The following is a 13854-nucleotide window of genomic DNA, read 5'->3' on the forward strand; positions in this document are numbered from 1 at the left end:
AGCAAGACAAGCGCCAATGGCGCGCAATGCCGAACCGGGCAACGCAGGTCGCCTCCCGGCTTGATGACAGGACACCCGGCCTGGCCTAAAATCAGCCGCCCACCCTAACGGATCGACCATGCCCCGCTTCTACTTTCCCGATGCCCTGGCCGAAGGCGCCATCGTCGCCCTGCCCGATCATGTCGCGCATCATTTGCATGTGCTGCGGCTGGCCCCGGGCGACCGGATCACCCTGTTCAACGGCCAGGGCGGCGAATACCACGCCACGCTGGAACACCTGGACCGCAAGCGGGCGCAGGCTGAAATCAAGCTGTTTTCGCCGCAGGAAGCGGAATTGCCCTACGCGGTGACCCTGGCCCAGGCGCTGCCCGAGGGCAGCAAGATGGACTGGATCATCGAAAAGGCGGTGGAACTGGGCGCCACCGCGCTGCAGCCGTTGGCCGCGCAGCGCTGCGTGGTGCGGCTTTCCGCCGACCGCGCGGCCAGGAAAACGGCGCACTGGCAAGGCGTCATCACCGCCGCCGCAGAACAGTGCGGCCGCAACCGGCTGCCGCACCTGGCCGAGGTCGTCGACTTCGGCGCCTGGATCAGCCAGCACGACCTGCACAAGCGCATCTTGCTGTCGCCGCGCGCCGAAGAGTCGCTGTCGGACTGGGCGCGCCATCATCCGCCGCAGGCGGTGACGCTAATGGTCGGCCCGGAAGGCGGCTTTTCCGACGCCGAGGAAAAGGCCGCGCTGGAACACGGCGCGCTGGCGCTGGGCATGGGGCCGCGGGTGCTGCGCACCGAGACCGCCGGACTGGCCGCATTGGCGGCGCTGAACGCGGTCTGGGGCGCGATGTAGGGCGGCAACGATCGTGAAACTGTTCAACCGCCTGTTTCGCCGCGCCGCGCCGGCCATCGATGACGCGCAATGGCAACAGGCGGTGCAGGGCATGCCCTTCCTGCACCGCCTCGACGCCGACGAACTGGCGCGCCTGAAATCCCTGGCGGCGCGCTTCCTCGACAGCCATGCCGTCAGCGGCGCCGGCGGCTTTGAGGTCGGCAATGACGTGGCGCTGTGCATCGCCGCCCAGGCCTGCCTGCCGGTGCTCAACCTGACCCTGGAGCTCTATGACGACATGGCCGGCGTGATCGTCTATCCCGCCGCCTTCGTGGTGCGCCACAGCGAGGTCGACGAAGCCGGCGTGGTGCATGAATGGGAAGCGGCCATGGCAGGCGAAGCGCTGGATGCCGGCGGCGCGGTGGTGCTGTCCTGGGAAGACGCGCAGGAAGACCATCTTTGGGATGACGGCGGCAACCTTGTCATCCATGAATTCGTGCACAAGATCGACATGGGCAGCGGTGGCGCCAACGGCTGCCCGCCGTTCCTGGCGGCATTTCATGCCGGCATCGACCCGGCGCGCTGGAAAGCCGCATTCTCCACAGCCTACGACGACTTCTGCACCCGGGTCGACGCGCTGGAACGCCGGCTGCCGCCCGATTTCGATGAGGAAAACGAACATCACCTCGACCTGTATGCCGAACTGGCCCAGGCGCTGCCGATGGACCCCTACGGCGCCGAGGCGCCAGCGGAATTCTTCGCGGTTGCGTCGGAGGCATTCTTCGCAAGACCCGCCCCGCTGCGCGCCACTTACCCGCAAGTCTTTGAATTGCTTGAAAAATATTACCGTCAGCGCGTTCGTTGACCGGCCTTGTCCCGGCGCCTGATACGGAAAGGCAAAGGTTTGCCCGTATAATCCAAGGTTTTTCGACCGACTCCCGACCCGGCTTCTCCCAATGAAGGTATTTCGCGGACTTCCCAATGCCGAATCGCGCGCGCCCTGCGCGCTCACCATCGGCAACTTCGACGGCGTGCATCGCGGCCATCAGGCCCTGCTGGCGCGGCTGCGCGAGGCGGCGGACCTGCGCAACCTGGAAACCGCGGTGATGACCTTCGAGCCGCATCCACGGGAGTATTTCGCCCAGCGCGCCGGCGACCTGTCCAGGGCGCCGACCCGTATCGCCAGCCTGCGCGACAAGCTGCAGTCGCTGGCCAATGCCGGCATTGACCGGGTCATCGTCGAACACTTCAACGCCCATTTCGCGGCGCTGTCGCCGGATGAATTCGTCAGCCGCGTGCTGGTCGAAGGCCTGCATGTGAAATGGCTGATCGTCGGCGAAGACTTCTGCTACGGATCGCGTCGCGCCGGCAACATGGCCACGCTGATGGAAGCCGGCCGCCGCCATGGCTTCGAGGTCGAGGCGCTGCCGACGGTGAACAATGGCGGAAGCCGCATCTCCTCCTCCGCCATCCGCGCCGCACTGGCCGCCGCCGACTTCGACCATGCGCGCCAGCTGCTCGGCCATGGCTACACCGTCTCCGGCCACGTGATCCACGGCCAGAAATTGGGCCGCACCCTGGGCTTTCCGACGCTGAACCTGCGCATCGCCCATCGCCGGCCCGCCCTGTCGGGCATCTTCGTGGTGCAGGTGCACGGTCTGGCGCCGCAGCCGCTGCCGGCGGTGGCCAGCCTGGGCGTGCGCCCGACCGTGGACGACAGCGGCCGGGTGCTGCTGGAAACCCATCTGTTCGACTACAACGAACAGTGCTACGGCAAGCTGATCCGGGTCGAATTCCTGGCCAAGCTGCGCGACGAAGAGAAATACGACGGCCTGGCGGCGCTGACCGCCGCCATCCGCAACGACGAAGAGCAGGCCCGCGCCTGGTTCCGCCAGCACAACAGCGGCGCCGTGTCCGCCACCGACCGAATTTGACGCTGCCCAAGAGCGCCGTATCCGATTGCGCCCGGCGGATTTTCTTCGCCGGGCATACCGACAAGTCACCGATTCCAGCAAAGCCATTCCATGTCAGACAACAAGCCCAGCAAACCAGCCAGCAAGCCGCAAAGCCGTTATCCGGTCAACATGCCCGAGACGCCCTTCCCGATGCGCGGCGATCTCGCCAAGCGCGAACCCCAGTGGGTCAAGCAGTGGCAGGAGCGCAAGGTCTACCAGAAGATCCGGGAAGCATCGGCGCAGCGCGAGAAGTTCATCCTGCATGACGGCCCGCCGTATGCCAATGGCGACATCCACATCGGCCACGCGGTCAACAAAATCCTGAAGGACATGATCGTCAAGTCGCGCCAGCTGGCCGGCTTCGACGCGCAGTACGTGCCGGGCTGGGACTGCCACGGCATGCCGATCGAGATCCAGATCGAGAAGCAGTATGGCAAGGGCCTGCCGACCGCCGAGGTGCTGGCCAAGTCGCGCGCCTATGCGGCCGAGCAGATCGAGCGCCAGAAGAAGGATTTCATCCGGCTGGGCGTGCTGGGCGAATGGGACAATCCGTACAAGACCATGAACTTCAGCAATGAAGCCGACGAGATCCGCGCGCTCGGCGCCATCCTGGAAAAGGGCTATGTGTACCGCGGCCTGAAGCCGGTGAACTGGTGCTTCGACTGCGGCTCGGCGCTGGCCGAGGCGGAAGTCGAATACCAGGACAAGCGCGACCCGGCCATCGATGTCGGCTTCGCCTTCGCCCAGCACGACCGCCTTGCCACTGCCTTCAACCTGTCGGGCTTGCCCACCGACAAGGGCTATGCGGTGATCTGGACCACCACGCCCTGGACCATCCCGGCCAACCAGGCGCTGAACGTGCATCCCGAATTCAGCTACGCGCTGGTGCAGACCGAGCGCAACGGCGAGCCGCTGCTGCTGCTGCTGGCCGCCGACCTGGTCGACGACTGCCTGGCGCGCTATGGCCTGTCCGGCCGCGTGATCGCCACCTGCGCCGGCGCGGCGCTGTCGGGCATCGCCTTCCGCCATCCGCTGGCCACGGCCGACGCCGGCTACGACCGGCTCTCGCCCATCTATCTCGGCGACTATGTGACCCTGGACGCCGGCACCGGCATCGTCCACTCCTCGCCGGCCTATGGCGTCGACGACTTCCTTTCCTGCAAGGCGCACGGCATGAAGGACGACGACATCATCAACCCGGTGATGGGCGACGGCCGCTACGCTTCCTGGCTGCCGCTGTTCGGCGGCATGACGATCTGGGAAGCGTCCAAGCCGATCTGCGGCGCGCTGGAAGCGGCCGGCTCGCTGTTCAAGCTGGTGATGTTCGACCACAGCTACATGCACTGCTGGCGCCACAAGACGCCCATCATCTACCGCGCAACCTCGCAATGGTTCGCCGGCATGGACGTGGCGCCCAAGGCAGGCGGCGAGACCCTGCGCGAGGCCGCGCTGCGCGGCATCGAGGAAACCGCCTTCTTCCCGAGCTGGGGCAAGGCCCGCCTGCACGGCATGATAGCCAACCGGCCCGACTGGACCCTGTCGCGCCAGCGCCAGTGGGGCGTGCCGATGGCCTTCTTCGTCCACAAGGAAAGCGGCCAGCTGCATCCGCGCACGCCCGAGCTGCTGGAAGCGGTGGCCAAACTGGTCGAGCAGCAAGGCATCGAAGCCTGGCATGCGCTCGATCCGCGCGAGCTGCTGGGCGACGAGGCCGACATGTACGTGAAGAACCGCGACACCCTGGACGTCTGGTTCGACTCCGGCACCACCCACCAGACCGTGCTGCGCGGCTCGCACCGCCAGCAACTGGACTTCCCGGCCGACCTCTACCTGGAAGGCTCGGACCAGCACCGCGGCTGGTTCCACTCCTCGCTGCTGACCTCGTCCATGCTCAATGGCCGCGCCCCCTACAAGGCGCTGCTGACCCACGGCTTCGTGGTCGATGGCGAAGGCAAGAAGATGTCCAAGTCCAAGGGCAACGTGGTGGCGCCGCAAAAGGTGTCGGACTCGCTCGGCGCGGAAATCCTGCGCCTGTGGGTGGCCGCCACCGACTACTCGGGCGAGCTGTCGATCTCCGACGAGATCCTGAAGCGCGTGGTGGAAAGCTATCGCCGCATCCGCAACACGCTGCGCTTCCTCCTGGCCAACACCGCCGACTTCAACCCGGCCGAGCATGCGGTGCCGGTGGCCGACATGCTGGAAGTGGACCGCTATGCGATCGCCCGCATGCAGCAGCTGCAGGACGAGATCCTGGCCCATTTGCAGGCGTACGAATTCCACCCGGTGACCGGCAAGCTGCAGATGTACTGCTCGGAGGACCTGGGCGGCTTCTATCTCGACATCCTGAAGGACCGGCTCTACACCGCCGGCGCAGACTCGACGATCCGCCGCTCGGCGCAGACCGCGATCTGGCACATCACCCACGCGCTGCTGCGGCTGATGGCGCCCATCCTGTCCTTCACCGCCGAGGAAGCCTGGTCCTACTTTGCCGGCGAACAGGCCTATGCCGCCAGCGGCGAGACCATCTTCACCCAGACCTTCTACCTGCTGCCGCACGTGGAAGACGGCGCTGCGCTGCTGGACAAGTACAGCCGCATCCGCGAAGTGCGGGCCGAAGTGACCAAGGAACTGGAAGAAGTGCGGGTATCCGGCGCGATCGGCTCCTCGCTCCAGGCCGAGGTCGAGATCGCCGCCGACGACGAGCGGCGGGCCTTGCTGGAAAGCCTGGGCGACGACCTGAAGTTCGTGCTGATCACCTCCGCCGCCCGGGTCGGCCCGGCCGCCGACGGCCAGGCCGGCGTCAAGGTCACGCCGTCGGATGCGGAAAAGTGCGAGCGCTGCTGGCACTACCGCCAGGATGTCAATGCAGACGCACGCTACCCCGGCATCTGCGGACGCTGCGTCTCCAATCTCTACGGCCCCGGCGAAGCGCGCCGCTGCGCCTAGACCGCGGCACCAGCACCGGCATCCGACAACGCGGGCGGCGCAATGCGCCGCCCGCCTCTCCAACCGCACCGATAGCGACCTTCCATGGCCACCATCAAGAAAACCGTCTTCACTCCCAAACCCGCCGCCGGCATCACGCCATGGCTGTGCATCGCCGCCCTGGTGGTGCTGGTCGACCAGCTGACCAAGATCATGATCACCCAGATGTTCAGCTACGGCCAGAGCAAGCCCGTGACCTCCTTTTTCAACCTGGTGCTGGCCTATAACAAGGGCGCCGCCTTCAGCTTCCTGGCAGCCGAGGGCGGCTGGCAGCGCTATCTGTTCTCCGGCATCGCGATTGCCGCCGCCGCCTTCATCATCTACCTGTTGAAGCGCCATGCCGGCCAGCGCCTGTTCTGCTGGGCCCTGGCACTGGTGCTGGGCGGCGCAATCGGCAACCTGATCGACCGCATCGCCTACGGCCATGTGATCGACTTCCTCGATGTCCATGTCGCCGGCTGGCACTGGCCCGCGTTCAACATTGCAGACAGCGCAATATGCATAGGCGCTGCGATGTTTATCATTGACGAACTGCGCCGCGTCAACCGCTAGGCGCCGCCCCCCACGGAGCATGTTCATGGAACTCGACGGCAAGAAAATCGTTCTCGGCCTGACCGGCGGCATCGCCTGCTACAAGTCGGCGGAGCTGACCCGCGCCCTGGTCAAGGCCGGCGCCTCGGTGCAGGTGGCAATGACACAGGCAGCCACCCAGTTCATCACGCCGGTGACGATGCAGGCGGTGTCGGGCAAGCCGGTCTTCTTCGACCAGTGGGACGCGCGCATTCCCAACAACATGGCCCACATCGACCTGACCCGCGATGCCGACGCCATCGTGATCGCGCCCTGCTCGACCGACTTCATGTTCAAGCTGGCGCATGGCGCCTGCGACGACCTGCTGTCGACGCTGTGCATCGCCCGCCCGGCCAGCGTGCCGCTGCTGGTGGCGCCGGCGATGAATGTCGAGATGTGGCAGAACCCGGCCACCCGCCGCAATGCCGCGCAGCTGAAGGCCGACGGCATCGCCGTACTCGGCCCGGCCGCCGGCGAACAGGCCTGCGGCGAGGTCGGCATGGGCCGCATGCTGGAGCCGGAACAGCTGCTGGAAGAGATCATCGCGTCCTTCATTCCCAAGGCGATGGCCGGCAGGCGGGTGCTGATCACCGCCGGCCCGACCTTCGAGCCGATCGACCCGGTGCGCGGCATCACCAACCTGTCCTCGGGCAAGATGGGCTACGCCATCGCCCGCGCCGCCCGCGAAGCTGGCGCCGAAGTGCTGCTGGTGTCCGGGCCTACCGGCCTGCCCGCGCCCTACGGCGTCAGGCGCATCGACGTTCTGACCGCGCAGCAGATGCATGACGCCGTGATGGCGCAGGTGCCCGGCCAGGATGTGTTCATCGCCGTGGCCGCGGTGGCCGACTGGCGGGTGGCCAATGCCAGCGCGCAGAAACTGAAAAAGGACAACAGCGGCGCCATGCCGGCGCTGGTGTTCGAGCAGAATCCCGACATCCTTGCCTCGGTTGCCGCTTTGGCAAATAAGCCGTATTGTGTCGGCTTCGCCGCCGAATCAGACAACCTGCTGGAGTACGGCCGCGCCAAGCGCGAGAGGAAAGGCATTCCGCTCCTGGTCGGCAATATCGGTCCCAGCACCTTCGGCAGCGACCGCAATGAACTGGTGCTGTTCGACCAGCACGGACACACCGCAATGCCCGCGGCAGACAAGCTGCATCTCGCACGACAGTTAATCAGTGAAATCGCCAGTCGACTGCGCGCCTGACCCGGCGCATCATGCAGCGGGCTGCCGGTTTCCCCATCACCGAAAGCCATGAAAAAACTCGACGTCAAAATTCTCGATCCGCGCATGAAGGAAGTGCTGCCCGCCTACGCCACCGGCGGCAGCGCCGGCCTGGACCTGCGTGCCGCCCTGCGCGAGCCGCTGACCATCGCGCCCGGCAGCACCCATCTGGTTCCCACAGGCCTGGCCATCCATATCGGCGACCCGGCTTATGCCGCGATGATCCTTCCGCGCAGCGGCCTGGGCCACAAGCACGGCATCGTGCTGGGCAACCTGGTCGGCCTGATCGACTCCGATTACCAGGGCGAGCTGATGGTCTCCACCTGGAACCGCGGCCAGACCGAATTCGTGCTGCAACCGATGGAACGCCTGGCGCAGCTGGTCATCGTGCCGGTGCTGCAGGTCGAACTGAACGTGGTCGAGTCCTTCGACCTGAGCGAACGCGGCGCCGGCGGTTTCGGCAGCACCGGGAAACACTGAGGAGACATTCATGCCGATGAAACCCATTTCTCTGCGAAACCGCATCGGCCGTCAGGCCCGCCTGGCGGCGCTGCCCATGATCTTCCTGGCCGGCTGCGCCAGCCAGGTGCCGCTGAACATGCCCGCACCCGGCATGCCGCGCCTGCCCCAGCAGGACATGCCGCCGGCACCCACGGCCGTCGTGCCCGCCGCACCCACCCCGCAGCAGGCCATGCTGCGCGATATCGTCAGCCAGCAGGACCGGCTGTACCGGGTCGCCGCACCGCTCCTGGTCAACAATACCGAACTGTGCAAGGGCAATGCCCGCAACCTGCTCGGCTTCACCGCCAAGAACCGCTATTCCTTTTCCGATGAACTGAGCGAAGCCGCGCAGCAGCTGTACGGCATGGATGACAGGCTGCAGGTAATGGGCGTGCTCAACGGCAGTGGCGCGGCACGGGCCGGCATCCGCATCGGCGACAAGCTCGACATGGTGGAAGGCAAGCCGGTGCCGCCCGGCCCCGGCGCGGAGCGCCAGGCCGCCACCATGCTGGCGCCGCTGATCACCCGCAACGCATCGGCGAAGCTGACCATGCTGCGCAATGGCCAGCCAGTCCAGGTCACGGTGCCCTTCACTCGTGCCTGCGCCTACAGCATCGAGTTGGGCAATGCGGATAACGTCAATGCCTATAACGACGGCCGGCGCGTGCTGATCACCCGCGGCATGATGAACTTCGCCGCCAGCGACAATGAACTGGCCTATGTGCTGGCCAAGGAAATGGCGCACAACTCGCTCAATCATGCACGCGTACAGCGCACCACGGCGACCGCAGGCGCCATCATCGACAACCTGGTCCGGATCCGTCCCGACATGGCAAGCATGGCCGGCCTTTCCGGCATGAAGCCGATGCCGCAGACCATGGATGCCGCGTCCGACACCCTGGCGCTCTACATGCTGGCGCGGGCCGGCTACAACATCGACCAGGCGCCGCGTTTCTGGGAGCGGCTTGCGTCCCAGTATCCGCCCAGCGTCCTCAACGGCTACACCGCGCTGCATCCCGCCACATCCTACCGGCTGTCCGTGATGGACAAGATCCTTCAGGACGTGAAGACCAAGCAGGCTCAGCGCCAGCCGCTGCTGCCCTGAACTGTCGGGGCGCGGCGCTCCTTTGCGCTGCGCCTTTCCGGTCACCTGCTTTCGCATGGCGAGCGGCCAAATAAAAAGCCCGGACTGTTGCCAGTCCGGGCTTTTCTGATGCTGCTCCCTGAAGGCTTACTCGACTTCCACCGCTTCCGGCGTCGATGCTGCCGGCGGCACATCGCCCTCGACGAATTCGAGCTTGATCTGCTCGTTCTCGTCCAGATCCACCGTCACGCGCCCGCCTTCCACCAGCCTGCCGAACAGCAGTTCGTCGGCCAGCGCCTTGCGTATCATGTCCTGGATCAGGCGTGACATCGGCCGCGCGCCCATCAGCGGATCGAAGCCCTTGCGCCCCAGGAACTTGCGCAGGCTGTCCGAGAACACGGCTTCCACCTTCTTCTCGTGCAGTTGCTCTTCCAGCTGCATCAGGAACTTGTCGACCACGCGCAGGATGATTTCCTCGTCCAGCGCACGGAAGCTGATGATGGAATCGAGACGGTTGCGGAATTCCGGCGTAAACATTCGCTTGATATCCGCCATCTCGTCGCCGGCTTCCTTCTTCTCGGTAAAGCCGATGGTCCGCTTCTGCAGGCTTTCCGCGCCAGCATTGGTGGTCATGATGATGATCACGTTGCGGAAGTCAGCCTTGCGGCCGTTGTTGTCCGTCAGCGTGCCATGGTCCATCACCTGCAGCAGGATATTGAAGATATCCGGATGCGCCTTCTCGATCTCGTCCAGCAGCAGAACCGCATGCGGCTTCTTGGTGATCGCCTCGGTCAGCAGACCGCCCTGGTCAAAGCCCACATAGCCCGGAGGCGCGCCGATCAGGCGGCTCACCGCATGCCGCTCCATGTACTCCGACATGTCGAAGCGGATCAGCTCGATGCCCAGGATGAACGCCAGCTGCTTGGCCACCTCGGTCTTGCCGACACCGGTCGGGCCGGAGAACAGGAAGGAACCGATAGGCTTGTCGGTCTTGCCCAGGCCGGCACGCGCCATCTTGATGGCCGATGCCAGCGCCTCGATCGCCGGGTCCTGGCCGAAGACCACGTTCTTCAGGTCGCGATCGATGGTCTGCAGCTTGGTGCGGTCATCCTGGTTGACCGACTGCGGTGGAATCCGCGCGATCTTCGAGATGATGTCCTCGATGTCAGACTTGCCTATCGTTTTCTTTTGCTTGGACTTCGGCAGGATGCGCTGCGCCGCGCCCGCTTCGTCGATCACGTCGATTGCCTTGTCGGGCAGATGACGGTCATTGATGAAGCGTGCCGCCAGTTCCGCCGCCGAGGTCAGCGCCGAAGCCGAATACTTCACGCCGTGATGCTCCTCGAAGCGCGACTTCAGGCCACGCAGGATCTGGATGGTCTGCTCGACCGTCGGCTCGTTCACGTCGATCTTCTGGAAACGACGCGACAGCGCATGATCCTTTTCGAACACCCCACGGAACTCGGTGTAGGTGGTCGCGCCGATGCACTTCAACTGTCCGCTCGACAATGCCGGCTTCAGCAGATTCGACGCATCCAGCGTGCCGCCCGATGCCGAACCCGCACCGATGATGGTGTGGATCTCGTCAACGAAAAGGATGCCGTTCGGGTTGTCCTTCAATTGCTTGAGGACGGACTTCAGGCGCTGCTCGAAGTCGCCGCGATACTTGGTGCCAGCCAGCAGCGCGCCCATGTCCAGTGAATAGACCACGGCATTCTGCAGGATTTCCGGCACTTCGCCCTGCACCACGCGCCATGCCAGGCCTTCCGCGATGGCAGTCTTGCCAACGCCAGCCTCGCCTACCAGCAGCGGATTGTTCTTGCGCCTGCGGCAGAGGGTCTGGATCACGCGTTCCACTTCGGACTCGCGACCAATCAGCGGATCGATCTTGCCTTCGGCAGCCAGCTTGTTCAGGTTCTGCGTGAACTGATCCAGCGGGCTTTCCTTTTGCTGGGCTTCGGTCTGCGCTTCTTCCGAACCCTCGGGCGCCTTCTGCGATTCCGCCTGGCTGTCCTTGCGCACGCCATGCGAAATGAAGTTCACCACGTCCAGGCGGGTTACGCCCTGCTGGTGCAGGTAATAAACGGCATGCGAATCCTTTTCGCCGAAGATCGCCACCAGCACATTGGCGCCGGTCACTTCCTTCTTGCCGTTCGATGCCGACTGCACGTGCATGATGGCGCGCTGAATCACGCGCTGGAAACCGAGCGTAGGCTGGGTATCAACCTCGCTCGAACCAGGCACGGTCGGCGTATTGTCGTTGATGAAATTCGTCAGCGTCTTGCGCAGATCTTCGATGTTGACCGCGCAGGCCCGCATCACTTCCGCCGCTGACGGGTTGTCGAGCAGTGCCAGCAGCAGATGCTCTACCGTAATAAATTCGTGCCGGGCCTGTCGGGCCTCGACAAATGCCATGTGCAAACTTACTTCCAATTCCTGAGCAATCATGCTTCCTCCATCACGCATTGCAGAGGGTGCCCTGCCTTGCGCGCGTGCGTTAAAACCAGTTCCACTTTAGTGCTGGCGATATCCTTGGGATACACGCCACACATGCCTTTACCATCTCGATGAACCTTGAGCATGATTTGCGTCGCCGTTTCACGATCCTTGTTGAAGTACTCCTGGATGATCGCCACGACGAATTCCATGGGGGTGTAATCGTCGTTCAACAATAATACTTGATACATCGGCGGCGGTTGGAGCTTTTCCTGCTGCTCCTTGCGCTCTATTACAGTATCGTTTTGGTCCTTGGTTGCCATGCGTTTCTTCTACTGCCTTCATGTCGGCCTCCGTACCAGCGAGCCGATGGTCATTGATATAGGCATCGATATTACGCCCTTTCTTGTTGAAGCGCAGATGACGTTCGAATGCTCAAAATCAAGGGAAGTTCGCGTCAAATTTCAGACTTTTGGCCTGCCGGCAAAAAACTTGACTTTTTTAAAATTTCCGCGAACAATGTAGATTATCAATTAATGCAACCAAGCATTATTGATCGAAGTGAGCAGGTTATAAGAGGGGGCAGCGTTGCATGAAGCTTCTGCTTTTACGGCTCGTGTGATTGTTAATATTTGAAAGACGCTTTTATGGCAACTGGTACCGTTAAGTGGTTCAATGATTCCAAAGGTTTTGGCTTTATTACTCCTGATGACGGCGGCGAAGATTTGTTTGCACACTTTTCCGCAATCAACATGAGTGGCTTCAAGACTCTCAAAGAAGGTCAAAAAGTGAATTTCGACGTCACGCAGGGCCCAAAAGGCAAGCAAGCTTCGAACATCCAGGCTGCTTCCTGAGATCCAAACGGACATCATCAAAATCCCCGCACTGCGGGGATTTTTTTTGCCCTGCTTCCCTAAAAGCAAACATGTTCCGGTAGCTTCCCAACAAAAAAGAAGCCGGAGTGATCCGGCTTCTTAATCAGGCAAATCGCCGCTTTACATGCTCTCGATCATCACTTCCCCAAAGCCGGAGCAGGATACCTGGCTTGCGCCTTCCATCAGGCGCGCGAAGTCATAAGTCACCCGCTTCGAACTGATGGCCTTTTCCATCGAGGAGATGATCAGGTCGGCAGCTTCCAACCAGCCCATATGACGCAGCATCATCTCGGCCGACAGGATCAGGGAACCCGGATTGACATAGTCCTTGCCAGCATACTTTGGCGCAGTGCCATGGGTAGCTTCAAACATCGCCACCGAATCGGACATGTTTGCACCGGGCGCAATGCCGATGCCGCCAACCTGGGCAGCCAGGGCGTCGGAGATGTAGTCGCCATTCAGGTTCAGGGTCGCGATTACGCTGTATTCATTCGGACGCAGCAAGATTTGCTGAAGGAAAGCATCGGCAATCGAATCCTTGATGATGATCTCCTTGCCCGTCCTTGGATTCTTGAACTTGCACCACGGCCCGCCGTCGATCATCTCGGCGCCAAACTCGCGCTGCGCCAGCGCATATCCCCAATCGCGGAAGCCACCCTCGGTGTACTTCATGATGTTGCCCTTGTGGACGATGGTGACGGACGGCTTGTCATTGTCGATCGCATACTGGATCGCCTTGCGCACCAGCCTTTCAGTGCCTTCCCGCGACACGGGCTTGATGCCTATCCCTGAGCTTTCCGGGAAACGGATCTTCTTCACCCCCATCTCATTGACCAGGAAATTGATCAGTTTCTTGGCGCCGTCCGAGCCTTCTGCCCATTCAATGCCTGCATAGATGTCTTCCGAATTTTCGCGGAAAATCACCATGTCGGTTTTTTCAGGCTCGCGCACCGGCGACGGCACGCCCTTGAAATAGCGCACCGGGCGCAGGCAGACATAGAGATCGAGTTCCTGCCGCAGCGCGACGTTGAGCGAGCGGATGCCGCCGCCCACCGGCGTGGTCAGCGGCCCCTTGATGGAGACCACATAATCCTTGACTGCCTGCAGGGTTTCCTCAGGCAGCCAGACATCGGGACCGTAGACGCTGGTCGATTTTTCGCCGGCGTAAATCTCCATCCAGCTGATCTTGCGCTGGCCGCCGTAGGCCTTGGCGACGGCGGCGTCAACCACCTTGATCATTACAGGGGAAATATCCACGCCGGTCCCATCGCCCTCGATGTAAGGGATGATGGGATTGTCGGGAACCTTGAGGGAAAAATCTGCGTTGACGGTGATCTTGCTGCCCTCTGCAGGCACTTGTATATGCTGATACATCGTTGTCTCCGGAAGGAAGGCCGAAAAAATTT

13 protein-coding genes are annotated in these 13854 nt (G+C 63.0%); 10 read left to right on the forward strand and 3 right to left on the reverse strand.

Annotation, left to right across the window (positions count from 1 at the left end):
* The first annotated feature begins 118 nt into the window (after positions 1 to 118).
* The 8 genes from IGW04_RS06625 (at position 119) to IGW04_RS06660 (ending at position 9158) form a co-directional block, all read left to right on the forward strand.
* Positions 119 to 844, forward strand: a complete 726-nt coding sequence (locus IGW04_RS06625) for a 16S rRNA (uracil(1498)-N(3))-methyltransferase (RefSeq protein ID WP_194712271.1) — start codon at positions 119 to 121, stop codon at positions 842 to 844.
* Between the two features lie 13 nt (positions 845 to 857).
* Entirely contained in the window at positions 858 to 1688 is an 831-nt protein-coding gene (locus tag IGW04_RS06630; protein ID WP_323744824.1) for a M90 family metallopeptidase, read from the forward strand.
* A gap of 91 nt (positions 1689 to 1779) precedes the next feature.
* Entirely contained in the window at positions 1780 to 2757 is a 978-nt protein-coding gene (locus IGW04_RS06635) for a bifunctional riboflavin kinase/FAD synthetase (protein WP_194712272.1), read from the forward strand.
* A 90-nt stretch (positions 2758 to 2847) separates the two neighbouring features.
* Positions 2848 to 5721 (forward strand): isoleucine--tRNA ligase, encoded by a 2874-nt coding sequence (gene ileS, locus IGW04_RS06640; protein ID WP_194712273.1) that lies wholly within the window; start codon positions 2848 to 2850, stop codon positions 5719 to 5721.
* A gap of 84 nt (positions 5722 to 5805) precedes the next feature.
* Positions 5806 to 6312, forward strand: a complete 507-nt coding sequence (lspA, locus tag IGW04_RS06645; RefSeq protein ID WP_194712274.1) for a signal peptidase II — start codon at positions 5806 to 5808, stop codon at positions 6310 to 6312.
* A gap of 25 nt (positions 6313 to 6337) precedes the next feature.
* Complete coding sequence (gene coaBC / locus IGW04_RS06650; RefSeq protein ID WP_194712275.1) at positions 6338 to 7534, forward strand: bifunctional phosphopantothenoylcysteine decarboxylase/phosphopantothenate--cysteine ligase CoaBC; 1197 nt, start codon at positions 6338 to 6340, stop codon at positions 7532 to 7534.
* Positions 7535 to 7582: 48 nt separating this feature from the next.
* A complete protein-coding gene (dut, locus tag IGW04_RS06655; RefSeq protein WP_194712276.1) occupies positions 7583 to 8032 on the forward strand; it encodes a dUTP diphosphatase in 450 nt (149 codons plus the stop codon).
* Between the two features lie 16 nt (positions 8033 to 8048).
* Positions 8049 to 9158, forward strand: coding sequence for a M48 family metallopeptidase (locus IGW04_RS06660; RefSeq protein WP_228526901.1), 1110 nt, complete (start codon positions 8049 to 8051; stop codon positions 9156 to 9158).
* A gap of 126 nt (positions 9159 to 9284) precedes the next feature.
* On the opposite strand, the gene clpA is transcribed toward IGW04_RS06660, so the two are convergent.
* Complete coding sequence (clpA, locus tag IGW04_RS06665; protein WP_194712278.1) at positions 9285 to 11585, reverse strand: ATP-dependent Clp protease ATP-binding subunit ClpA; 2301 nt, start codon at positions 11583 to 11585, stop codon at positions 9285 to 9287.
* On the reverse strand, positions 11582 to 11896 hold the full coding sequence (gene clpS, locus IGW04_RS06670; RefSeq protein ID WP_194712279.1) for an ATP-dependent Clp protease adapter ClpS: 315 nt from the start codon (positions 11894 to 11896) through the stop codon (positions 11582 to 11584). Before clpS ends, clpA begins: the two co-directional genes overlap by 4 nt.
* Positions 11897 to 12004: 108 nt before the next feature.
* Between clpS and IGW04_RS06675 the strand changes: the two genes are divergently transcribed.
* Positions 12005 to 12169 carry a hypothetical protein gene (locus IGW04_RS06675; RefSeq protein WP_194712280.1) on the forward strand — a complete coding sequence of 55 codons (165 nt, stop codon included), beginning with the start codon at positions 12005 to 12007 and terminating at the stop codon, positions 12167 to 12169.
* A 51-nt stretch (positions 12170 to 12220) separates the two neighbouring features.
* Positions 12221 to 12427: a cold-shock protein gene (locus tag IGW04_RS06680; RefSeq protein ID WP_194712281.1), complete on the forward strand. Its 207-nt coding sequence runs from the start codon at positions 12221 to 12223 to the stop codon at positions 12425 to 12427.
* 141 nt (positions 12428 to 12568) lie between these two features.
* On the opposite strand, the gene icd is transcribed toward IGW04_RS06680, so the two are convergent.
* Entirely contained in the window at positions 12569 to 13822 is a 1254-nt protein-coding gene (gene icd, locus IGW04_RS06685) for an NADP-dependent isocitrate dehydrogenase (RefSeq protein ID WP_194712282.1), read from the reverse strand.
* Between the last annotated feature and the right edge of the window lie 32 nt (positions 13823 to 13854).

The sequence above is a fragment of the Noviherbaspirillum soli genome, assembly GCF_015352955.1.
Lineage (GTDB): Bacteria > Pseudomonadota > Gammaproteobacteria > Burkholderiales > Burkholderiaceae_D > Noviherbaspirillum_A > Noviherbaspirillum_A soli.

Excerpts from the sequence above, each read along its gene's own strand:
- IGW04_RS06625 (WP_194712271.1), top strand. The coding sequence starts at position 119 with ATGCCCCGCTTCTACTTTCCCGATGCCCTGGCCGAAGGCGCCATCGTC.
- IGW04_RS06635 (WP_194712272.1), top strand. The coding sequence starts at position 1,780 with ATGAAGGTATTTCGCGGACTTCCCAATGCCGAATCGCGCGCGCCCTGC.
- ileS (WP_194712273.1), top strand. The coding sequence starts at position 2,848 with ATGTCAGACAACAAGCCCAGCAAACCAGCCAGCAAGCCGCAAAGCCGT.
- lspA (WP_194712274.1), top strand. The coding sequence starts at position 5,806 with ATGGCCACCATCAAGAAAACCGTCTTCACTCCCAAACCCGCCGCCGGC.
- coaBC (WP_194712275.1), top strand. The coding sequence starts at position 6,338 with ATGGAACTCGACGGCAAGAAAATCGTTCTCGGCCTGACCGGCGGCATC.
- dut (WP_194712276.1), top strand. The coding sequence starts at position 7,583 with ATGAAAAAACTCGACGTCAAAATTCTCGATCCGCGCATGAAGGAAGTG.
- IGW04_RS06660 (WP_228526901.1), top strand. The coding sequence starts at position 8,049 with ATGAAACCCATTTCTCTGCGAAACCGCATCGGCCGTCAGGCCCGCCTG.
- clpA (WP_194712278.1), bottom strand. The coding sequence starts at position 11,585 with ATGATTGCTCAGGAATTGGAAGTAAGTTTGCACATGGCATTTGTCGAG.
- clpS (WP_194712279.1), bottom strand. The coding sequence starts at position 11,896 with ATGGCAACCAAGGACCAAAACGATACTGTAATAGAGCGCAAGGAGCAG.
- IGW04_RS06675 (WP_194712280.1), top strand. The coding sequence starts at position 12,005 with ATGCTCAAAATCAAGGGAAGTTCGCGTCAAATTTCAGACTTTTGGCCT.
- IGW04_RS06680 (WP_194712281.1), top strand. The coding sequence starts at position 12,221 with ATGGCAACTGGTACCGTTAAGTGGTTCAATGATTCCAAAGGTTTTGGC.
- icd (WP_194712282.1), bottom strand. The coding sequence starts at position 13,822 with ATGTATCAGCATATACAAGTGCCTGCAGAGGGCAGCAAGATCACCGTC.